This window comes from Streptomyces sp. NPDC101490, from assembly GCF_044767145.1.
Classification (GTDB): Bacteria; Actinomycetota; Actinomycetes; order Streptomycetales; family Streptomycetaceae; genus Streptomyces.
On the sequence record NZ_JBIWNI010000011.1, the window covers coordinates 155,738 to 177,946 of the forward strand.

Below are 22,209 nucleotides of genomic sequence, written 5' to 3' on the forward strand. Positions count from 1 at the left end.
GCCGCAGCAGGAACAGCGAGCAGGAGCAGCAGGCGTGACGTTCGACTCCCTGATCAACGAGAGCGAGTACTTCCCCTCGTTCTACCTGGACGACATCCTGCCCAAGCAGCTCGCCAGCGGCCCGCTGAAGGAGTGGGCCGCGATGGAGCGCCAGGGGCAGGCCACGCCCCGGCAGAGTCTGCGCGACCTGACCCGCCCGTACATGGACGTACGGGCGGTCCTCGGAGCGGACGCGGAGAAGTACAACCCCCTGCCGTACGCGCGCGCCGTCGCCGCCCAGGAGGCGGCCGCTGCCGTACTGAAGGGCCTGGGCCCGGAGGCGGAGGCGCCGGCCTTCCAGCCTTCCCCGGCTCCTCCCACACCCGGGGAATCCGACAACTTCCTCGAAGGCGAGTGGCGGGCAGCCCTGGCCGGCTGGCACACGCGGGTGCTGGAGGCCCTCGGCTTCGTCCCCGCGCCCGGTCACTTCACGGTCCGCACCCCGACCGGCCAGGTCGCAGCGCCGGTGGCCCACCACGAGCCGGGCATCGTGGTCCTGGCCGGCGGCTTCGCCGAGGACCTGGACGCCACCCGGGGTGACGGTCACGCCAACCGGCTGCCCGCGCCCGTCCGGGTGTCCGCGTCCAAGACGCTGGCCACGGTCCGCGAGCTGGCCTCCTGGCTGCTGAACGGCGAGAACGCGCCGCGCTACGCCCTCCTCCTCTTCGGCGGCATCATCATCCTGGCCGACCGTGAGGCGTTCTCCCGTGGCCGCTACCTCGCGGTGAACCTGGACACAGCCCTGCCCCGCAAGGCCGCCAAGGGCGCGAAGGCGAACGAGATCGACCTGATCGCGGCGATCTTCGCCGCGTCCTCGCTGCGCCCCGGCGACGACGGCTCGGACGACGAGATCGCCAAGCTGGTGGCCGAGTCCCGCGACCACTCCGTGGGGGTGACCGCCGAACTGCGGGTGGGCTTGCAGAAGTCCGTCCAGCTGATCGCGAACGAGGTCCTGGAGCTCGCCCGCGCCGAGCACGGCGTCCACCCGGAGGACCTCCCGGAGTGGCTGCCGGAGGTCCTCAAGGAGCCCGGGGACCTGCCGAGGCTCCTCACCGAGGAGTCGCTGCGCTACCTGTACCGGATCCTGTTCCTGCTGTACGCGGAGGCCCGGCCCGAGCTCAGCATCCTGCCGGTGAAGAGCGAGGCGTACGCGACCGGCTACAGCGTGGCCCGGCTTCGGGAACTCGTCGTCCAGGAGAAGCTGGGCAGCGGCTCCCGGCACGGACACCACTTCCACGAGTCGCTGGCCCTGCTCTTCGAGAAGGTGTTCACCGGCCACCCCGTGGCGGACACGGTCACCAGCCGGGACACCGTACGCGAGGAGGCGCCGGCGCTCGCCGAGGACGACGGCTACGAGGGCGTCCGCATCGAGGCCCTGCGCTCCCGACTCTTCGACCCCGAGTCGATACACCTCGTCGGCAAGAAGATCGCCTACCCGTACGACGAACGCCCGGACGGCTCCCCGGCCCCCGCCCGACCGCTGGACCTCCGGCTGCGCAACAAGGTGCTGCACCAGGTCCTGCGCCACCTCACCCTCGTGGAGGGACGCGGCAAGAGCCGGGGCGGCTTCATCAGCTACGCCAACCTCAGCATCAACCACCTGGGCGCGGTGTACGAAGGGCTGATGTCGTACACCGGTTTCATCGCCACAGAGGCCCTGTACGAGGTCGCCAAGGGCGGAAACCCGGAGGGCGGCTCCTGGCTGATCACGGCCAGCCAGGTGCGGTCGGGGCTGTACGTGGACACGGCGGGCGACAGCGTCTTCGTCAAGGACGGCATCGACCCGGAGACGGGTGAGCCGGCTTCGGTGATCCACCCGGTGGGCTCGTACGTCTACCGGCTCGCCGGACGCGACCGGCAGACGAGCGCCTCGTACTACACGCCGGAGTCCCTGACCCAGGCGACGGTCGAGCAGACGCTGCGGTTCCGGCTGGACGACGACGGGGAGATCGACCCGCGCGAGCCGGAAAAGTCGCCGAAGCTGGCGGTCACGGCGGCGGAGGTGCTGCGGTGGCGGGTCTGCGAACCGGCCCTGGGGTCGGGGGCCTTCCTCAACGAGGCCGTCAACCAGCTGGCGGAGCTGTACCTGAAGCTGGCACAGCACGAGCGGGGCGAGCAGATCGACCCGGAGGAGTACCCGCGCGAGCTCCAGAAGGTGAAGGCGTACATCGCCCTGCACAACGCGTACGGGGTCGACCTCAACAAGACGGCGGTGGAGCTGGCGGAGATCTCGCTGTGGCTCAACACCATGTATCCCGGGATGCGGGCGCCTTGGTACGGGCTGCACCTGCACCGGGGCAACTCGCTGATCGGGGCCGCGCGGAAGGTCTACCCCGGGCAGACGCTGAGCAAGGGCGGCTGGCTGAAGGCCTCGGATCAGGAGGCGCCGAGGGTGGTGCCGCTGACGGAGAAGCTGCCGGGCCGGTCGGTGCACCAGTTCCTGGTACCGGCGCTGGGGTGGGGGTCGGTCGGCGAGTCGGTGTCGGTGAGGAAGAACACCGGTCAGAGCGTGGTGGCGGGCGCGGTCGCGGACTGGCTGGAGCCGGAACTCATCGAGGCGATGAAGAAGTGGCGGTCGGGCATCCGGCGGTCGCCGAAGGGTGCGCCGAAGAAGAGCACGGGCGCGGAGAAGGCTCCGACGACGAAGGCGAAGACGATCGCGGCGGAGGAACGCTCCGGCCAGGGGGCCTTCGACCTCGGCCTGCCGATCTGGAACCAGCCTGGGTTCGATTCCGTGGAGGAGCAGACCCCGGCGAAGCCCGCGAAGGCGGTGGCTGCGGCCCCGGAGGAAGACGATGCGGGGACCGGCCGCTACCAGACCAGCCGGCTGCGCGCCCTCGCGGAGCGGGTGGAATACCTGTGGGACCTCGTTCAACTGCGGCTGAAGCTGTCCGAGCAGGAGATCTCGCGCGGGATCCCGGTGTGGGGCGCTGCGCAGGGTAGCGCGGAGCAGTCCGGTCCGGTCATGGACCGGGACGCGGTCCGGCAGGCGCTGCGGGTGGAGGGCAGCCCGTACTGGCGGCTCAAGCAGGTCATGGACGCGTGGTGCGCGCTGTGGTTCTGGCCGCTGGAGGAGGTGCCGCTGCTGGACGGGTCGGCCCCGGATTATTTCCACGGCGAGCGGGACCTCAAGAAGATCAAGAAGGGCAGCAGCCAGGACCGAAAGGTGGCCCTGAGGTCTCTGGACGACTGGATCGAGTTCGCCGAGGCCCTCGTTGGCAGTGTGGACGTGGACTCGGGCGAGGGCGCGAGCACGCTGTTCGTCATCCCGGAGGTCAAGGACCTCAAGGATCTCGACCTCGTGGAGAAGACTCTCGACGAGAAGATGATCGAGCTGTCGGCGTGGGTGGAGTTCTCGAACGTCGGGGACCTCTTCCCGTGGCACGGGACAGCGGTGCGTATCGCGAAGGACCGCGGCTTCTTCCACTGGGAGCTGGACCTCGCGCACGTCTTCGCGGAGGGCGGCTTCGACCTGATGGTGGGGAACCCGCCGTGGGTGAAGCAGGAGTGGAAGGAAGGCGGAGTCCTCGCCGAGTTCGAGCCGTGGTTCGAGCTTGCGGAGAAGCCGAGCAGTGGGGCATGGGCTGAACGCAAGGCGGCTGTCCTTGAGCGGCCAGACCCGCAGTGCACGTTTCTGAGCGAGCTCGCAAGCTCGGCAGCCATGTCCGAGTTTCTCACCTCCGTGGACACACACAAGCAGCTAGTCGGGACACAACCAGATCTCTATCGGGCATTCATGCTGCTGGCGTGGCGAGCAACAGGCGAACGGGGCGTGGCAGGCCTTATCCATCCTTCGACACATTTGGCGGGGGCTAAGGAGGGGGCTCTACGGGAGGCGGCTTATCGACATCTGCGATTCCATGCAGACTTCACGAATGAGCTCCTAATCTTCGCCAACCCTGTGGGAAACAGTAGCCACTTCAGCGTGAACATCTACGCGAGGGGTGGCAATGTCGGATTCCAGCACATGAGCTGGCTTCTTCACCCTCAAGTCCTAGTCAACTCCGTTCGACACGATGGATCAGGCCCCATCCCCGGGGTTAAAAATAACGGCGCATGGGACCTTCGACCACACCGCGAGCGTATCGTCTGGGTTGACCACGAACGCCTCGCCGAATGGCGCGCACTAGCCGGGGAAGAAAATCCGCCGCCCGTGACAGAGGCAAAGTTGCTCTACCCAGTCACCCGGTCTGAAGAATCAGCGATCGCGTCCCTTGCTCGATGGCCACATCGGTTGAGCTCGCTGACTCCACGAGTCAGTCGTGGATTCGATGAGAAGAATGACCGAACCGCCGGCTACTTCACCTGGAGTCCAGGTGAAGTAACGCAGTGGAATGATGTCATATTTCAGGGAGCAATGCTGGGCATCGCTACACCATTCTCCAAGCAGCCGCCGAAGAGCGGCTCCAAGAGCATGCGCGATTACGAGCCTTGGGACCACCTTCGAATTCCGCACGACGCAGCCCCTCGAACCAACTACCGCCCGGCCGGAAAGCACTCTCGCTATGTTGCCGCTCAGGACAACTGGGTAGACCACGACCGGCTTACCCAATTGCGATCCGACCCGGCGGCTCTAGAAGCTGCACAATCTGACGTAGCCGAATCATATCCTGACCTCAGCCCGGAAAAACACAAACAGGCAACCGAGGCACTGCTGCAGGACGCAAGTTTGCGCCCCTACTCACAGTTCCACAGAGTGGCATGGCGCCGACAGATTGCCTCCAACACGGAGCGAAGCCTCTATGCCGCATTGCTGCCCCGAGGTCCGGCCCATGTCGATTTGATTAACTCGATGGCCTTGCCGAATGCGACCGACACAGTTCTCGCTGCAGGTTTCATGGCTTCACTGCCGTTGGACTACTACTTGCGCATTACTGGTCGAGGCGATCTGCGAATCGGGGAGGCTAAGACCCTCCCAGCCGCAACTGCTGGGCATCCACTGTCACCGGCACTGGCACTGCGCACCCTGCGTCTTAATGCCCAATCCGAAGCATTCGGAGACCTCTGGACGGAACTGCATGAGGCAGTCTGGCAAGAAGACGATTGGGCCGCATATTCAGTCTGGCCAACTAAGCTAGATTCGATTACTGATGGCGTCACATCAACCTGGACGCAAGAGACACCACTTCGGTCCGAAGTGGCTCGGCGGGCCGCACTTGTGGAGATCGATGCTCTCGTAGCTGTGTGGCTCGGGATCAGCGCGGACGAGCTCGTGGCCATGTACCGCGCCCGGTTCCCCGTACTTCAGCAGTACGAGGAGAACATGTGGTTCGACGCGACCGGGCGGCGGATCGCCAAGGCGCACCAGCAGCACGGTTACGGCCAGCCCAAGGACGCCTGGAAGCAGCTCAGCTCGCACGAAAACTTCCCGCTCGAAGCGACCGTGCCCGACGGGTATGAAGAGCCTCTCTACCGGGCCAACCGCGTAAAGGAGATGCGGGCCGCGCACGAGGAGTTCACGCGGCGGCTGCGGGCGGCCGGCTGGGAGCCCGGGGACACCGAAGCGCCCGGCTCCGTTGAGCAGTAGAACGGGCTGAGACGCCGGGAGCCCTGCCGCACTGACGTAGGCGGCAGGGCTCCGGGCGACGAGGACTGGTCAGGCCGGGCGAGTGGCGGCGAGGTCGATCAGGCCGACCCACGCTTCTGGCGACACCGTGACGATCGGGCCCGCGAGGTTCTTCGAGTCCCGGACGTGCACGGAGGCGCCAATGATCGCGACCTCCACACACTCCCCGCCCTCGCCGCTGCTGTAGCCGCTCTTGAACCAGGCCGACTCAGGGATCATCGGCAGGGGGTTCGGGTTGGTCATGTCTCTCCCAGCAGTTTCTCGACAAGGGCCAGCGACTCACGCGGAGTCAGTGCCTGCGCTCGCAGGATGCCGTACTGCTCCTCGATCTCCCTGACCGCTACGCGTTCGGTGTAGAGGCGGCTTTCCTTCTGCACCTCAACGTAGGCGATCCTTCGCCCCTCCCGTGTCTCCATCAATGTGAACGGACCCGCCAGTCCACAGTGCTCCTCTCGGTCGGTCGGCATCACCTGGATCTCGACGTTCCGCCGGTGACCTTGAAGCAGCAGATGTTCCAACTGCCCCCGCATGACCTGCCGACACCCGAGCGGCCGCCGCAGAACCGACTCCTCGATGACGAAGCCGATCGTCGGCAGGGGCCTACGAGAGAAGATCTTCTGTCGGGCAACGCGGGCTGCAACGCGCTGTTCAATCGTTTCGTCGTCAAGAAGTGGGCGACGCATGGCGAAGACCGCCCGGGCGTACTCCTCCGTCTGGAGAAGCCCGGGTACGGCGAGCGTCGCGAAGACATGCAGTTCGACGGCCTTCGACTCGAACCCCGCCGCGTCCCGGAAGAACGCCGGATACTGCGCCCGGGCCATCTCCTCCTTCAGGGTTTTCAACACACCCCCGGCGCCCAGCACCTCATCCGCCCGGTCGATGAAATCCGGCTGCGGGATGCGCCGCCCCTGTTCGTACGAGGCGATGGCCGAAGCCGAGTAGCCGAGCCGCGCCCCGAGTTCGGCCCGCTCCATCCCCGCCGCCACCCGGACCAGCTTCAGCAGCTGCCCGAACGCCGTGACTACCCCCGACCCGGGATCGTCCTGGCGCTGGTCCTCCGGACTGCCTTCCAGACCAAGGTCTTCCTCCACCGGCCCCACCGCCCGTCCGACGCGCACTGGCCCACGTACAGGTCACGCATCGCCGCGCACAAGCAGCCCGCGTCAGTGCGTCACGACTGGTCACGCTACGCCACCGCCGGAAGGGTTGTCCGCATGATGGAACAACCCGCCGCCCCGGCCACCCCCACCCAACTCGGCAACCCCACCCACCACTTCAGCATGCGTTTCAGCTCCACCCCGCGCGGCGCCGGCCTCGCCCGGCGTCTCGCTGCCGTCCGCCTCAACGCATGGGGGGCACCCGTGCGACTCGACCGCCCACGCCGACGTCGCGCTGATCGTGGCCGAGCTGTGCGCCAACGCCGTCCGCCACGGCCACGTGCCCGGCCTGGACTTCCGCCTCGTGCTGGCCGCCACCCCCACCACCCTCCGCATCGAGGTCGCCGACACCCGCACCGAACGCCTGCCCACGACCCGGACCCCCGCCACCCCGCTCCCCCAGTCCGGCCACGGCCTCCCCCTCGTCGCCGCCCTGTCCGCCCGCTGAGCCTGGAGCCCCCGTGCCGACGGTGGGCCGGGGAAGACCGTCTGGGCGGAGTACGAGCTGCCGTAACCCCTCCCATCAGCCGGTTCCGACCGAATCCGGCCGCGGTGTCAGACCTCCCGCGTAAAGTGGACGACATCATCGACGTGATCACTTACACGAGTCCGAAGCCGTCGGGGTCGGTGTCGCAGTCGTACCGAACGGGAGGGCCGGCGAGGCCATGCGACCCACACTCGCCGCGCAGGCACTGCGCGATACGACGGTCGAGTATCTGACCACGACCTTCGCCCTCGCCGAGCCGGAGACCCAGCGTGCGCTCACCGACTTCCTGACCGATCCCGCCGACGGCCTCTTCCGCGGTCCCTACCTCCGCATCCGGCGGCCGTTCCGGACCGCCGAGGGCGGCTGGCAGCAGCACCTCGACTGGTGGCAGGGCGGTGATTTCCGGCCGTACGCGCATCAGGCCGAGGCCTTCGCCCGGCTCACGACCAAGGGCGGGCACGTTCCGCAGCCGACCTTGATCACCACGGGTACCGGTTCCGGCAAGACCGAGTCCTTCCTCCTTCCCGTGATCGACCACTGCCGGCGGGCGAAGGCGGCCGGGAAGCCGGGTGTCAAGGCCGTCCTGCTGTATCCGATGAACGCCCTGGCGGGCGACCAGGCCGGCCGTCTCGGTGCTCTCCTGGAGAAGGACGAGCGGCTCGCCGACGTCACCGCCGGGCTCTACATCGGTGAGGCCAGTTCGACGAAGAACGGCTCCCCTTACGGGCGGGTCATGGTCGAACGGTCCGAGATCCGGCGCAATCCGCCGGACATCCTGATCACCAACTACAAGATGCTCGACCTCCTCCTCCAGCGGCAGCAGGACGCCCCGCTGTGGGCGGACGCCGACGTGGCGTACATCGTGATCGACGAGTTCCACACCTACGACGGCGCCCAGGGCACCGACGTGGCCATGCTGCTGCGCCGGCTCGGTGCGGTCCTCGGGGCAGCCGAGGAAGGACGACCGCTCGGTTCGATCTGCCCGGTGGCGACCTCGGCGACCCTCGGCGAGGCGGCTGTCGAGGACAAGCAGGTGGTGGGCGGGGCCGGGCCGCGGGCGATGCTCGACGTGGCCTCGCAGGTGTTCGGCGTGCGGTTCCCCGACGATGCGGTCATCGGGGAGGACCGGCGGGATCTGAACGCCTTCCTACGTCCTGCGGACCTGACCCTGCCGCTGCCCTCCCCCGCCGAGCTGGCGGCCCTGCCTGATCCCGCCGCGAGCCCGGACGGTCTGGACGCGATCGCCAAGGCCGTCCTCGGCTTCGATGCCTCGGATCCCTGCGAGCTCGGGCGCCGGCTGCTGGCCCATCCTCTGATGCACGAGCTGCTCGCGCAGGACGTGGACAAGCCTCTGACCGCCGTGGAAATACTCGGCGCCTTCCCCGCGAGCTCCGCGTGGCGCGTGGCCGCGACCCAGGATCCGGAGACCGCCGCCGAGGCGCTGGCCCGGTTCGTCGCCCTGATCTCGGTGGCCCGCGATCCGGATGCCCCCGCGGACCGGGAGCGGCCGCTGCTGCTCGTCGAGACGCACCTGTGGGTTCGGTCCCTGTCCCGAGTACTGCGGTTCGTCGCGCCCCGGCCGGTCTTCTCCTGGTCGGACACCGATCAGGCCGCCGCCGCTGCCGTCGCGTCCGCCGCGCAGGAGGAACGGCGCCGCTCGGTGGCACGCTCCGGGCGGCTGCCGTCCGCGTACTGCCGGCACTGCGGACGCTCTGGCTGGAGCGCCATCTGCCCCGAGCGCAACCCCATGTCCCTGGAGAGCGCGCCGGATCACATCTACCGGCAGAGCGTGGGCAGCGGCAAGGCCCGGGTCCGGGCCCTCATCGCGGCCACCCCCGCCGAGGCGGCCGAGCAGGCGCGCCAGGCGCTGGCTCGCAGCACCCGGCGCGGACGCCGGTCCGCGACCCGCGAGGCGAGCGTGCTCGTGCTGGAGGACAGCGGCGAGGCACTGCGGCGCATCGACCCCGACGAGGTGTTCCGCGCCGACGGCTCGATCGCCGAGGCACCGGAGAACGGTGTCTTCGTCAAGGTCTGGTACGACACCCCCGACCAGGACGAGTACGCGCGGCAGGACCGCTGTCCCGCCTGCGGGCAAGCGCAGGGCATCCGCTTCCTGGGTGCCGGTGTGGCCCCGCTCGCCTCGGTCGCGGTCACCCAGCTGTTCACCGGCGGGGAGCTGCCCAAGAAGGACGAGGCGGGCAGGGACCGGCGCCGGACGCTGATCTTCAACGACTCGGTGCAGGACGCCGCCCACCGGGCCGGCTTCGTGTCGAGCCGTGCCTGGAAGTTCTCACTGCGCTCGCTCGTGCACGAGCAGCTGGAGGAGCGGGCGGCCCAGGTGCCCGAGTTCGCCGCGGACGGGGTTCCGCTCAACGAACTGATCGCCGCGCTCGTGCGGCGCGCCTCCGTGGACCAGGAGAGGCTCCTCTCCTCCGTCGTACCGCCCGACCTGCACGACGTGGACCGGGTGAAGCGGCTGCTGGCCGGGAAGAAGCGGCTGCCCGCAGGGACGTGGGACCTGGTCGGTGAGCGGCTCGCCTTCAACACGCTCCTGGAGTTCGGGCTGAATTCCAGGATGGGCCGGACTCTGGAGCTCACGCGTACGGTGGCCGCCGAGGTGCGGCTCGCGGACCCCGCCCTCGCGGCGCAGACCGCGGAGAGCCTGTACGAAGTGCATCTGAGCCGACAGTTGCCGGTGGACGCCGAGGACGAGCCGCAGGCCGAAGCGGACGAAGGTGTCGGCCCGGCGAGGAAGCCCACACTGCCGCCCGCCGGACCCGAACGGCGGCGGCGCTTCGAGGGGTTCGTCCGCGGGCTGCTTGAGCACGTGCGTGTCAGCGGCGGTGTCCAGCACCATTGGCTGGATGCCTTCATAGAGAACGAAGGCCGCAGCCGGTACTCGATCTGGACCGGCCGCCCGGAGGGCATGCAGGCCTTCGGGCGGAATTCGGACGCACCGGCGTTCGTGCTCGTCGGGGCGCGCAGCGGTCGCAGCGACTTCGACCGGGTCGACACCAAGGAGAGCTGGTACACCGACTTCGCCGAGCGCTGCCTGGGCATGGACCGCGACCTCGCTGCCGGGTACCTGGCCGAGCTGCTGCCGCTGCTGGCGGGCAAGGAGATCGGCGCGCTCGCATACCGGCGCACCGGCGAGAACAAGGCGGGGGCGAACAACCGGGGCCACGGCGTCTATGGGCTCACCCCCGGGCACATCCGGGTGCGGCCGCTCAGCGACGAGCAGACCGCGCACGCCGCGCTGGTGTGCCCGGAGTGCGGCTGGACCCAGACCGTGCCGCCCGAGCGGGTGCCGGTGTGGCAGGGGCTGCCGTGTCCGCTCAAGGGCTGCGCCGGCGAGCTCGCCGTACCGTCTGCGCACGCTGGCGGGCGAGCCGTTCGTGACTTCCGCTTGGACTACTACCGCCGCCTTTACCGGGAAGCGGGCCCGTACAGCGTGGTCTCGGCCGAGCACACCGGTGTCCTCAGCCGCAAGGAGCGCGAGGAGGTCGAGAAGGGCTTCCGCCAGGGGCTCCAGCACACCGACCCCAATGTGCTGTCCTGCACGCCCACACTGGAACTGGGCATCGACATCGGCCAGTTGGAGGCGGTCATCCTCGCCTCGCTGCCGCCGAGCACCGCCGGATACGTCCAGCGGGTCGGCCGCGCCGGGCGCTCGACGGGCAACGCCCTCATGGTGTCCCTCGCCGACACCAGCCCGCGCGCTCTCTACCACTTGGCCGAGCCGCGGCAGTTGATCGCGGGGCGGATCCTGCCGCCGGGCTGCTTCCTGTCTGCGGGCGAGCTGCTGCGCCGCCAGTACACCGCGCACCTGATCGACCTGGCCGCCCGCGGCCGGCTGGAGGGTGTGCTGCCGCTGCCGGACCGGGTGACGGCCCTGTTCGGCCGGGTGGGCTGGCTGCGGCTGTTCGGGCAGGCCGTGACCGGCCGGATGGACCTGGTCGATGAGTTCCTGAAGCTGTTCCCCGAGATCGAGGGGGTTGCCGACTCGGGCGTCACCCGCGATACCCGGAAGGCACTTCGCCGGTATGCCGCCGGTGGCCTGGCCGAGGAGCTGGCGAAGGCCGAGAACGCCTGGGAGGCCGAGCGGGCCGAGCTCGTGGACCGGCGGGCCATGATCAACGAGGCGGTCGACGTCCTCCACGAGAACGTCGAGGACGAGGCGCGGGAGAGGCGGAACCTCGCGCGCGACGCGGCCGCCGTCGCCAAGCGGTTGCAGGAGTTCGCCCAGGCAGGCGCCCAGGGGTTCCTGGTCGAGTGGGGTCTGCTGCCGAACTACAGCCTGGTGGAGGACGGAGTGCGGCTGGAAGCCGCGCTGACCCGCAAGGAACCCGCCCGGCGCGCCCGTACGACGGCGGGCGCCGCCGGCGGCTCCGGTGACGCGCCGAAGTCACAGTGGCGCACCGAGACCCGGCTGTACCAACGCCCTTCGGAATCGGCGCTCACCGAGCTGGCCCCCGGCAATTCGTACTACGTGCGCGGCTACCGCCACGAGATCGACGGCTTCGACCTGGGGCCACGGCCCAAGGAGGGCGAGACGGGCAGCGACGAGGACGCGCGCTCGGCGCTGCTCACCTGGCGGGTCTGCCAGGAATGCGGGTACGTCCGCACGCGCGGTGCCGAGACCGACACCTCTCCCTGTCCCCGCTGCGCCGGCCCGGGTATCGGCGGGCGGTCCGCGCTCCACACGGTGATCGTTCCCCACAAGGTCACGTCCCGCGACAAGCGGGACGACTCGCGGATCATCGACGACCACGACTCCCGCACCCAGCGGCACTACACGACGACCACGGCCGTCGACATCGCACCGTCCGCGATCAAGGACAGCTGGCGGCACTCCGGGACGACCTTCGGCGTCGACCACGTGCGCGAAGCAGTCATTCGCCGGTTCAACCTCGGCCCGGCCAAGCACAACCGCCGGCCCGACACGTTCTTCGCCGGTGAGCAAGTCGCCCCCACCCCCTTCGTCGTCTGCCCCCTGTGCGGCGGGGCCACCGACCGTGAGCCCGGGCACGGCCCCGTGCAGGAGGAACTGACGGAGTCGTTGGCCAACAGGCCCGAGCTGGCGCACCACCGGCCGTGGTGCACCACCCGTCGCCGGGACCGGCCCGCGCAGTCCGAGGACCGGCGGGTCATCACCGCGACCGAGCACAAGACGGAGGCACTGCGCATCCTGCTGCAGGCCGCGACGCTCCACGTCCCCGAGCGGCTCGCGTCGTTCTCCGCGGCCCTGCACCTGGGCCTCGCCCTGCGGTACGGCGGCGACCCCGCCCACATCCGCTCCACTCCGAGCAGCGAGCCGGACCGGGAGACCGGGCTGACCCGGCACTACCTGGTGCTGTACGACGCCCTGCCCGGCGGGACCGGATACTTGCAGCGGCTCGTCGAGGGCGAGAACGGCGAAGAGTTCAGGGCCGTACTGGCGGCTGCCCAGGCGTACCTGCGCGACTGCCCCTGCAAGGACGGCCGACGTCGCGCCTGCCACTTGTGCCTGCTGGGCTACGCCCCGGAGCGCGAGTACCCGCTGCTCGACCGGCAAGAAGCCCTCTGGATGCTCGACGACACCCTCGGCGAGGACGGGTCCAGCCGGTGGGCGGTCAAGGAAGTACGCAAGGACGAGGAGCGGCGGGCCGAAACGGACCGGGAACGTTTCGCGGCTCAGGCCCAGAGCGATCTGGAGCGGCGCTTCATCGAGTGCTTCGACCGCTGGCTCGCGCTCCCGGCCAACCGGGCCGACGTCGTGCACGAGGAGACGCCGACGGGCCGCCAGGGCAAGCAGTTCAGCCTGCGCCGGCGCGACGGCTCCCCGATCAGGTGGGAGTCGGTCGCGCAGAAGCCCTTGCACGAGCACGGCACCGTGCCCGATCTGCTGCTGCGTCCCGTCGCGGGCGAAACGACGAGTGACGGAGCGCCGCCGTTGTCCGTCGCGATCTACCTGGACGGCTATCGCTGGCATGCCTCGGCCGCCAAGAACCGGATCGCCGGGGACGCGGCCAAGCGGGCCCGGCTACGCGCCGACGGAACCCTCGTCTGGCAGATCACCTGGGACGACGTCATGGCCTGGGAGCGGGAGCTGAGGGCCTCCGACGCGCGGGGCGCGGCGGAAGCGGACGAGGCGGGGAAGGCACTCGCGCCCGCCCTTGCCGGCCCTTCGGCGCAGGCGGCCTGGCCGCCGTACGCGGTGGACGGGGACAAGAGCCCTGGCGGCGCGGCTCGGATCACCTGGGAGGGGAAGGGACAGGACCCGGCGGAGATCGACCGGATGTTCGCGGGCGCCATCCCTTCGCTTCTCGGCTTCCTGGCCGATCCGGCGCTCGGCCGCTGGCAGGCACTGGCCCAGCAGTGTGTGGGCGGGTTGCTGAAACTCGCGAGCAAGGAAGACGCCGCCAAGGCAGACCCCTCTGCGGCCGTGTCGTGGATCGAGGCTGCCCTGCGGGGCGAGGACTTGCCCTCGGTGAGCGGCGCGGGCCTGCACCTCTTCAGGGTGAGCGATGCCTCCGGGCTTCCTCTGGTCCTCGTCGTGGACACGACTGGCAGGGGCCAGCGGTGGAGTGCCCTGACCGTTCTGGACGACCGGCACGAGGCCGTCCAAGGTGACGGGCCCTCGCACCGGAGGAGGTGGAAGGCCTGGCTGTGCTGGGGGAACATCCTCCAGTTCCTCGACCCGACGGGCACCGGCCGCGCCGACGGCCTCCAGTTGGCCCGGAGCGGACTGGACGCCTTCGACGCGGGGCTGCTCGCCGCCACCGCCGTCCGCGCCGGTGGTCTGCTGCCCGCGCTGCGCGAAGACCTGCCCGGTACCGGCTTCCTGGCCGCCGTGCCGCCGCAGGAGCACGTACGGGAGCAGGCCGAGGCCACCCCCGGGCGGCACCTCGCCGCTCCGGCCGCCGGTTCCGGGGAGTCCCGGACTGCCGTGGAGCAGGCTGCGTGGAAGCTCGTATTCGAAGAACTGGCCTTCGCGGGTGACCCGGCAGTCATCGCGCTGGCCGAGGGGCTTGCGGCGCACGGAGACGTCGTGCCCGCCACGGCGGGCTGGGACGTCATGGGTATCCCCCGCCCGCTCGAACTGGCCTGGCCCGACCACAAGATCGCCGTCGTCCTGGCCGAGGACGCTGCTGACAGCGGCTACATGTCCCAGTGCCTGGCCGCTGGTTGGCACGTCCGCGCCCCTGACGGCTGGGATGAGGAAGAACTCGTGGCACTGCTACGCGAGAGGCAGCAGTCCGCGGCGGGAGAGGGAGGGGACCGGGGATGAGTGCCGTAAGGACGAGGGTCGCTGTCGCACCGCAGGCCAACGAGGACATCCGGCGCCTCGATTCAGGGACCAAGGACGCGGTCGGCGAGTTCGTCCGCCGACTGCGCGCCGACCGATCCAACCGCGCCCTGAGGCTCACGCCTCTGCGAGCCGCCGGTGACAACGGCAGGCTGTTCCTCGCCTCGCTCGACAGCACCAGGATGGGGTTGCTGCTGGAGACCGAGGAGAACCGCTTCAGTCTGCTGGCCGTCCGGGTCGGCCCCTCGGCCCGGGACGAGCTCGCCCGGCTGACCGTCGAGATCAACTCTGTCTCAGGTGGCGTGGAACTCGTCGACCAGAGCGAGGTCAGCGCGAATGTCGTGGCCCTGCCCGTGCGGGAGAGCGAGGCTTCGGCCCCGCAGGCGACGGAGCCGGCCGAATCCGCCGGACCTCTCCCCGTACTCGCCCATGAAGATCCTCCGCGTTCCCTCCCCGTCCCCCTCTTCGCCCGGTATGAGGACGAGGAACTGATCGGACTCGGGGTGATCGCCTCACTGCTGCCCGCCCTGCGCCGAATCACGGACACCCGGCAGCTGAACGCACTACTCGGCCACAATCTGCCGGGGCTCACCCGGGACGTCCTGCTGGCCCTGCATGACGGGAGGGAGCCGCACGAAGTCCGCCGGTTCATCACGAGCCAGTGGCAGGCCGACGAGGCGGTCGATCCCCATGACTGGGCCACGGCGGCCCGTCGGCCCGTTTCCCAGGCCAGCACCGAGGACGCCGCCGTGCTCGATGCGCTCGGCGACAGCTTCGACGCGTGGCGGTTGTTCCTTCACCCCGAGCAACAGCGCCTGGCCACCACCACCTTCAAGGGTTCGGCAAAGGTCACCGGCGGTCCGGGCACAGGCAAGACCGTCGTGGCCCTGCACCGGGTTCGCCACCTCGTGGCACAGCTGCCACCGGGGCATACCCGTCCCGTGCTGCTGACGACCTACAACACGAACCTCGCCGCCGACCTCAAGGAGCGGCTGCACCGGCTCGGCGGCGACGAGCTCGTCCGCCGGGTGGACGTCAAGTCCGTGGACCAACTGGCCCGGGAGGTGGTCCAGGAGCACCCGCACGCGGTGCTCGGAACGCCTGTTGAGGACGAGGAGGCCATAAACCTCTGGCACACCATCTGTGCGGAGGCGGGGGTGTTCGACTACGACGCGGAGTTCCTCGACTCGGAGTTCAAGCACGTCATCCTGGCGCAGGGGCTCGGCAACTTGGACATGTACGTGCGGGCCGAGCGCAAGGGCCGGGGCATCCTCCAGCGACCTGCGCGCCGACAGGTGTGGTCCCTGGTCGAGGCCTATCGCGCGAGCCTGTCCCGGCATCCCCGGAAGACGACGTACGCGCTGATCGCGGACGAGGCCGCCCGGATCGAGGCGCACCGGATGGCCAGGGCCGCCGAGCAGGCGCGCTACAAGGCGGAACACGGCGGACTCGATCTGATCCACCGTGAGGCGGGTAGCGGTATGTGGCTGAGGCCCCGCTACCAGCACGTCGTCATCGACGAGGCGCAGGACCTGTCCGCCTCCCACTGGCGCATGCTCCGCGCAATGGTCACGCCCGGGCCGGACGACATCTTCCTCGTGGGGGACGCCCACCAGCGCATCTACTCCCACCAGGTGGTGCTCGGCAGGCTCGGCATCAACACCCCGGGCCGGGCCTCGCGCCGCCTGACGCTCAACTACCGCACCACACGGGAGATCCTGGGCAGCGCACACGGCCTGATCCACGGCGATGCCTTCGACGACCTGGACGACGGGGCGGACACACTCGACGGCTACCGGTCCGTACTGACCGGATTGGCACCCCAGTACTGGCGGGCACCCGACTGGCAGACGGAGATGCGCGCCGTCGCCGCCTTGATCAAGGAGCGCCACGACCGGTACGGCACGCCGTACGCGGCGATGGCCGTGAGCGTGCCGGACAAGGCGTCGGTGACCCAGCTCGCTTACACCCTGGCGTGCGAGCCGTTCCTCATCCCCGCCGCCGAGATCGGAAAGGACGGCCCCAGGGACACCGATACGGTCCGCATCGGCACGATGCACCGTTTCAAGGGTCTTGAATTCCAGCGGGTCTTCCTCGCGGGCGTCAGCGAGGGCCAGGTGCCACACCAGCGGATCGAGGCGTACCGGATGGCCAGTCCCGACCGCTACCGCCAGGAACAGCAGAGGGCGCGCTCCTTGCTCTTCGTCGCGGCCACCCGGGCCAGGGACGAACTCGTCGTCACCTGGAACGGCAAGGCCAGCCGATTCCTGCCCGAACGCGCTGATCAGGACGCCGGGAACGCCGTGGAACTCCTGTCCGGCGACGGTCCACCGTCCGGTTCGGCCGCCGCATGAGATCCGGACCGCCGTGGGCATCGCGGGACACCCCAGCCTGCCGATCGCAGTTCACGTGCCCGGACGGCACCCCGTGACGTCCGGAACGGCAACGGTTCCGAGCACGAAGCCGATGTGGGGCTGATTGTCAGTCGTCTTCGCTACGGTTGCGCCGTTCATCGCGACGGCTCGGGCTGCTGGACCACCCGACGCATTTGCAGGAGGAGCAAGCGACCGTGACTCGTTCGGAAACACCCTTGTCGGAATCGCGCGGTCAATGGATCAGGGACATCTGCGAGGGCCTGTGCGGCCTGTTCCAACGCAGCGGAGCGCTAGGCGTCGGGCGGATCTCCGACGAGCTGGGTGACCCGCACCTGTTGCGCGCATTGCTGATCATGCGTATCGCCGTCCTCCAAGGCCGTGGGCAGCCGGCATTGGAGTCGCTCACACCCCTCATCGGCTCACCCATGTTCACCAGCCCCGAGCCTTCACCGGACGAGCTCTCCGAGTTGGTGAAGGATGTCCACCGGCGTATGGAGCAGGACGGGGTGGCGGGCTGGGTGCTCCTGCTCGGTCTAGGTCTACGCGTTGAGAGTCCGGAGAGCACCTACCGCCTGCTGCTCTGCGCCTGGGCAGGCCAACGGGCCGGGATGGTCTCCGAGAGCGAGGTCAGGAGAGAGCTGAAGAGGTACTGGGCCCTGGAGGATCTTGAAACCGCGGACCTCATCGCACCTCACTCGCTCGCTCCCCTGCCCGCCTACTTGGACATCCACTCAAGACTTCGGGTGCACTTCAACTCCGACCCTCAGGCCGCGAATTTCGTGGCACTCAGTCTGCTCAAGACAGATGCCACCCATGACCGTTGGCTGAATGGGTTCCCCGCTTACAAAGCTGACCACTTGAGGCTGCTCGGCTCGGACAAGGCACAGTGCGATGGGTCCCTCGCCTACCTGCGCATGGCGATCGAGCGCCTGGATTCAGACCACGAACTCCGGCCGATCGCTCTCCGCGCCGTTGCGTTGGTGGAGGAGCAACTCGCTCATGTCTCTGCGGCCATCAAGTCTCTGGGGACCACCGAGCAAGATCTTCTACGGCCTCGCAGTGCGGAGAAGTCCTTCCGTGACGGCTGTGTACTCACCTTCCTGAACTGGTCGCTCGACCGTGAGGCCCACACTCATCACCCCGACCTCCAGGCGGTTCACGGCACCTGGGGACCGGTCCCATGGTGGAGTCTCACCGCCCGGCACTCGGACGAGGTGGAGGCGACCATGGCGTCGAGAGACGAGGGGGTGCTCCCCCTGAGCATCGAAATGGATCCTGCAGAGCCAACTCTGCTCACGCTGGTCTGCCGGAAGCCCAGAACGGAAACGCCCGGCTTGCTCGCACAATTCGTGTTCGACCTTGCCAACCCGGTCCACGCGTGCGAACTACTGTTGCTCAGTCGGCGCGATGGCGTTCCGGTCGATCTCTACGTCGAATCGGGCGACGAATGGGATCACGACGAAGACCACGTGGGGACGCTGTACGCGCCGATAGGGCCAGAGCTCGCACAATTCATCACCGAGATCGCCACCGAGGCCTTGGCGCAGATGGTGCCGACCAGCCGCAGCCAGGGGTACGACATCCACGAAGGCATCCCAGCCCTCACGGAAGCCCTGCAACGCACGGGCCGCGCGCTTGTCGGGGACTACTCGGCGCCGCACCGCATCGCAGTGGCCTCGTATCAGGGCAAGGCAGGAGCGCTTCGGTCGCTGAACACCGACCCGCCTGTGTCCATGGACGGGTTTACCCGGCACAAGAGGAAGGGGACCCCGAGTCGAGGGGATGAGGCAGCAGCGAGGACGCTCGGGACGGCTCCGCGGGAGATTGGCTTCGTCTACGTTCAACGTAACCCCGCCTTTCCTGACATGCTCAAGATCGGCTATACGGAGCAGCTTGCCGAAGACCGCGCGAGAGCCCTCTCGGGCACGTCGGTTCCCTACCCATTCGAGGTGCTCTTCAGGGTCACGACCGACCGGGCCCCCGAGGTCGAGCGCGCAGTGCACGGCCTCCTGGCGGCTCACAGGGTCTCCGCCAACCGGGAGTTCTTCCGCGTCCCCCTAGGCGTCGCCAAGAGAGCGATCCATCATTGCCAGCAAGTCGTGACCGGCATTCACACGTGGGGGTCGCTGCCCACCGTCCACCGGCTGCGGGCCGGCGATCGTGTTGCCCTACCCCTCCAGGCAGGCCAGGTCTTCGCGCTCACAGCCCGGCCTGACTTCTTCAGCGATTCCGCCGACGTGCTCGACCTCTGGCAGGCACATTCGGACGACGACCTACTGGAGATCCACGCAACGCACGATCCCGGCCACGTGGCAGGGCTCAGTGACAACGACCCGGGCGGAGAAACGGATCCGGTACCGTTCCTCGACCGCGAGGGGACCGTCCACAACCGCCTACTCATGGGTCGAGAGCGCCTGGTCGCTGGGGACCGGCTGGTCTGGCTGTCGGATCGGGAGGGACCGGACAACTGTCGGAGTGTCGTATTCGAAGCTGACGGCTTCTGCCAGGTGACGTACCGAACTTCGTCACCGAAATTCCATTCATCAGGCATGCCGCTCCTTCTGAACGCTTTGGAAGTGGACCCCACTCCCGCGATGGGTAAGCATGTGCGGGCAGCACTCGCTCTGCCCGCACCGCGCACCTGGGCACCCAGGTCTCCACAACCCGACGAGGAATGGGCCGGGTACGCGACACACCCTCAGCCCCCTGAGTACTGGCTGCCCCAGCTGGGACAACGGACCCGGCGAGCCCACTGAACGGCCATGGTCAGCACTGATCGCACCCGTCCCCGTCCCTGTCGCCCCGGTGCCATGTGCGCCAGACGTGGGCACCGAAGGCGATGTCTGACGCGCGTCTCCTAGCCGGCCGCGGTGAGGCTGGCGGCCAGTAGGCGGGCACTCGCAGGGGCGCCGCGACCCGGTTCACCGTACGCAGCGTGAGCCTGGTCCAGGGCCGGCAGGAGGTTCGGGGCGCGGTCGGTGGGGTCGCGGTCGAGGAGGGTGGTGCCCGTTTCGGCTTCCTGGGTGGGGGCGTAGCCGGCTGTGCGGAGAGCTGACAGTGTCTCCTCCGGTGGGGCCGTGGAGATCAGGACCGTGGGGGCGATCCGGCGGAGGCGGAGTTTGGCCAGGCCGCGGGCCTGGGCCACCTCGGCGATCAGGGCGGTGTCGTCCGAGCGGATGCAGCAGGCGGAGCGGACGACCGTGAGTTGTCCGTGGGTGCGGGCGGTGTCCTTGATCGTGTAGGCCAGTGGTTGGGGGAGGGGGGTGTCGCGCTCGCTTGCCGCCGTGAGGCGGTCGAGTAGTTCGTCTGCGCTCCAGCCGGCGTCCAGGGCCCGGCGGATGGAGGTTGCCGTGATGCGCCAGACCACCGCGTGGCCCTCGGACTCGATGTCCCCGGCCGCGGTGAGCAGGTCGGCGAGGGCGGGCGCGGGCGCCCCGGTGACCGTGGCGGTCAGGTCGCTCTGGAACCGGGCCGTGTCGCTGGGCTCGGGCAGCGCTGCGTACAGCTCCTCGCGGAGGGTGGTCACCGCCTTCGCCAAGGTGGGGCGGAGGGAGAGGTCCTCGCCCAGGCCCTCCGAGCCACGGGCGGACGGGTCGGAGTCCGCACCGGGCACTGCCGGGTAGTGGTGGGCGGCTCCTGCCTCCAGCAGGTGGCACAGGGCCCGCCCGACGGGGGTGAGCGCGCCGTGGGCGACCACGCCGAGCAGGGCCGCCTCTGTCAGGGTGGCCGCCATGCGGTCGAGGACTCCGTCCAGGCCGGTCAGTTCCCCCGTGGCGTCTGCGGCCAGGTGAGCGCGCAGGGCGGGCTGGAACCATGCGGCCAGGGCGAGCAGTTCGGTGTATCCGCGCGCGTTCGCGGTCAGCCCGTGTCCGTCGGGGAGGAGGGCGAGCGCTCGTAGGACCCCCGTGCGGAGGGTCACGGCGTCCTCGTCCTGCGGGCTGATGAGCGCGACCGGGGTCTCGTCGGGGTCCGGCCAGTGGCTGAGAACTGCGGGGACCACGGCCCAGGCTGCCAGGAGCGGCAGCAGTTTACCCGCGGGCGGAGCGGCGGCCCAGGCGTCGTAGCAGTCGCTCGGCAACAGCTGGGCCGAGGGCTTGGGGGCCTTGGGGTTCCGGCGGCCGCGGGAAGTGGGGGGCGGTTCGTCGTCCCGGGGCGCGGCCAGTCCGGCGTTCACCGCAAGGTCCAGCCACAGCCGGGTGTCGGCCTCATCGGCTCCGGCCGCCTTGGCCAGCCGCCGGGTTTCCCGTACGGCGATCCCGCCCGCCTTGCGGATCGCGACGGGCTGGGCGGCCAGTGCCCGCAGTACCAGTTCGGCCCGCCAGGCGGCCGCCGCGGCGACCGTGCCACCCTCGCCCTCCCAGCCGGACGGCAGCGGCGCGGTGGCGGTGATCGGCTCCGGTTCCAGCCGGGGGCTGGGTGTCGCGCCCTCATCGCGGAGCGCACGGGCGACCTCGTAGGGAAGCTCCACCAGGTCGAGGCCGGAGGGAATCAGTAGTCCGCGCCCGGCCAGCCAGTCGGTGCCCTCGTCGCCGCTGCCGCCCTCCCGAAAGACGTACTTGGCGTCCGGGCCCGCGTACTGCGACCCGTACCGGCTGACGAAGCCGTGGGTACGCAGCAGCGGCGGGCCGGGTACCAGGTGGTCCAGCAGCTCCAGCGCCCGGACCGGGGCGTCCGACACCAGTGCCCGCACCCGGGCGGGATCGGCGAGCAGAGTGGTGATCATCTCCTGGGCCTGGTCGCGGGTGCGGGCCGCGCCCTCGCCGAAGAGGTTTGCGGCGATCCGCTTGACCTCGGGGGCGTTGTAGGCGGTGGTCAGCAGCCGGTCGGCCCTGCGCCCGTAACCGTCGAACCCGGCGGCGCGGACGTGCAGCAGTGGTGGGAGTGCCAGTCGACCCTTGGGAGCGGGGAGCAACAGCGCGCGCTCCCGGAGCCGGGCGAGAACGTGCTCCGCCCGCTGCCTCTTCTCCCCCGGCTCGAACCAGGACAGCACGTCCCGCTCGGGCACCCATCGGTCCGCGGGTTCCACCGGGGGAACGGGCTTCCGCAGTTGCCAGGGATACCGGGGCCCGTCCTCGGCCTCGCCACCGGCTACGGGACCGTGCTGCTCCAGAGCAAGGGAGGCGATGGAAGCGAGCAATTCCAGCTCTCCGGCAGTGCCCGCCATCAGGCCCTGGCCCACCGACTCGTCGGTGAGCAGGTGTTCGGCGAGCTCGCGGAGGGTGGTGATCCGTCGGTACCCGGCGGCGAGCGGCAGATCCCGTTCCTCCAGCAACGCGGTAAGCCGCAGAGGATCCAGG

Annotated in this window: 8 protein-coding genes; 5 read left to right on the forward strand and 3 right to left on the reverse strand. The window is 69.4% G+C overall.

From position 1 onward, the window contains the following. Window positions 1-34 precede the first annotated feature (34 nt). Window positions 35-5,566, forward strand: a complete 5,532-nt coding sequence (locus tag ACIRQY_RS21360) for an Eco57I restriction-modification methylase domain-containing protein (protein WP_403927953.1) — start codon at window positions 35-37, stop codon at window positions 5,564-5,566. 69 nt (window positions 5,567-5,635) lie between these two features. On the opposite strand, the gene ACIRQY_RS21365 is transcribed toward ACIRQY_RS21360, so the two are convergent. After that, window positions 5,636-5,848: a DUF397 domain-containing protein gene (locus tag ACIRQY_RS21365; RefSeq protein ID WP_403927956.1), complete on the reverse strand. Its 213-nt coding sequence runs from the start codon at window positions 5,846-5,848 to the stop codon at window positions 5,636-5,638. Further along, complete coding sequence (locus ACIRQY_RS21370; RefSeq protein ID WP_403928014.1) at window positions 5,845-6,678, reverse strand: helix-turn-helix domain-containing protein; 834 nt, start codon at window positions 6,676-6,678, stop codon at window positions 5,845-5,847. Before ACIRQY_RS21370 ends, ACIRQY_RS21365 begins: the two co-directional genes overlap by 4 nt. Window positions 6,679-7,003: 325 nt before the next feature. Between ACIRQY_RS21370 and ACIRQY_RS21375 the strand changes: the two genes are divergently transcribed. The 4 genes from ACIRQY_RS21375 (at window position 7,004) to ACIRQY_RS21390 (ending at window position 19,668) form a co-directional block, all read left to right on the forward strand. After that, window positions 7,004-7,210 carry an ATP-binding protein gene (locus tag ACIRQY_RS21375; RefSeq protein ID WP_403927959.1) on the forward strand — a complete coding sequence of 69 codons (207 nt, stop codon included), beginning with the start codon at window positions 7,004-7,006 and terminating at the stop codon, window positions 7,208-7,210. Window positions 7,211-7,427: 217 nt separating this feature from the next. Further along, window positions 7,428-14,519: a DEAD/DEAH box helicase gene (locus ACIRQY_RS21380; RefSeq protein ID WP_403927962.1), complete on the forward strand. Its 7,092-nt coding sequence runs from the start codon at window positions 7,428-7,430 to the stop codon at window positions 14,517-14,519. Beyond that, on the forward strand, window positions 14,516-16,891 hold the full coding sequence (locus ACIRQY_RS21385; protein WP_403927964.1) for a UvrD-helicase domain-containing protein: 2,376 nt from the start codon (window positions 14,516-14,518) through the stop codon (window positions 16,889-16,891). Before ACIRQY_RS21380 ends, ACIRQY_RS21385 begins: the two co-directional genes overlap by 4 nt. A gap of 374 nt (window positions 16,892-17,265) precedes the next feature. Further along, on the forward strand, window positions 17,266-19,668 hold the full coding sequence (locus tag ACIRQY_RS21390) for a GIY-YIG nuclease family protein (protein ID WP_403927967.1): 2,403 nt from the start codon (window positions 17,266-17,268) through the stop codon (window positions 19,666-19,668). Between the two features lie 101 nt (window positions 19,669-19,769). Here the strand turns inward: ACIRQY_RS21390 and ACIRQY_RS21395 are convergent, their stop codons facing one another. Beyond that, the gene (locus ACIRQY_RS21395; protein ID WP_403927969.1) at window positions 19,770-22,184 is read right to left on the reverse strand and encodes a helicase-associated domain-containing protein; all 2,415 of its coding nucleotides are present in this window, start codon (window positions 22,182-22,184) and stop codon (window positions 19,770-19,772) included. Window positions 22,185-22,209 lie beyond the last annotated feature (25 nt).

What these genes read in the sequence shown, in the direction of transcription:
- ACIRQY_RS21390 (WP_403927967.1), top strand. Translation starts at nt 17,266, where the DNA reads ATGCGTATCGCCGTCCTCCAAGGCCGTGGGCAGCCGGCATTGGAGTCG.
- ACIRQY_RS21380 (WP_403927962.1), top strand. Translation starts at nt 7,428, where the DNA reads ATGCGACCCACACTCGCCGCGCAGGCACTGCGCGATACGACGGTCGAG.
- ACIRQY_RS21365 (WP_403927956.1), bottom strand. Translation starts at nt 5,848, where the DNA reads ATGACCAACCCGAACCCCCTGCCGATGATCCCTGAGTCGGCCTGGTTC.
- ACIRQY_RS21385 (WP_403927964.1), top strand. Translation starts at nt 14,516, where the DNA reads ATGAGTGCCGTAAGGACGAGGGTCGCTGTCGCACCGCAGGCCAACGAG.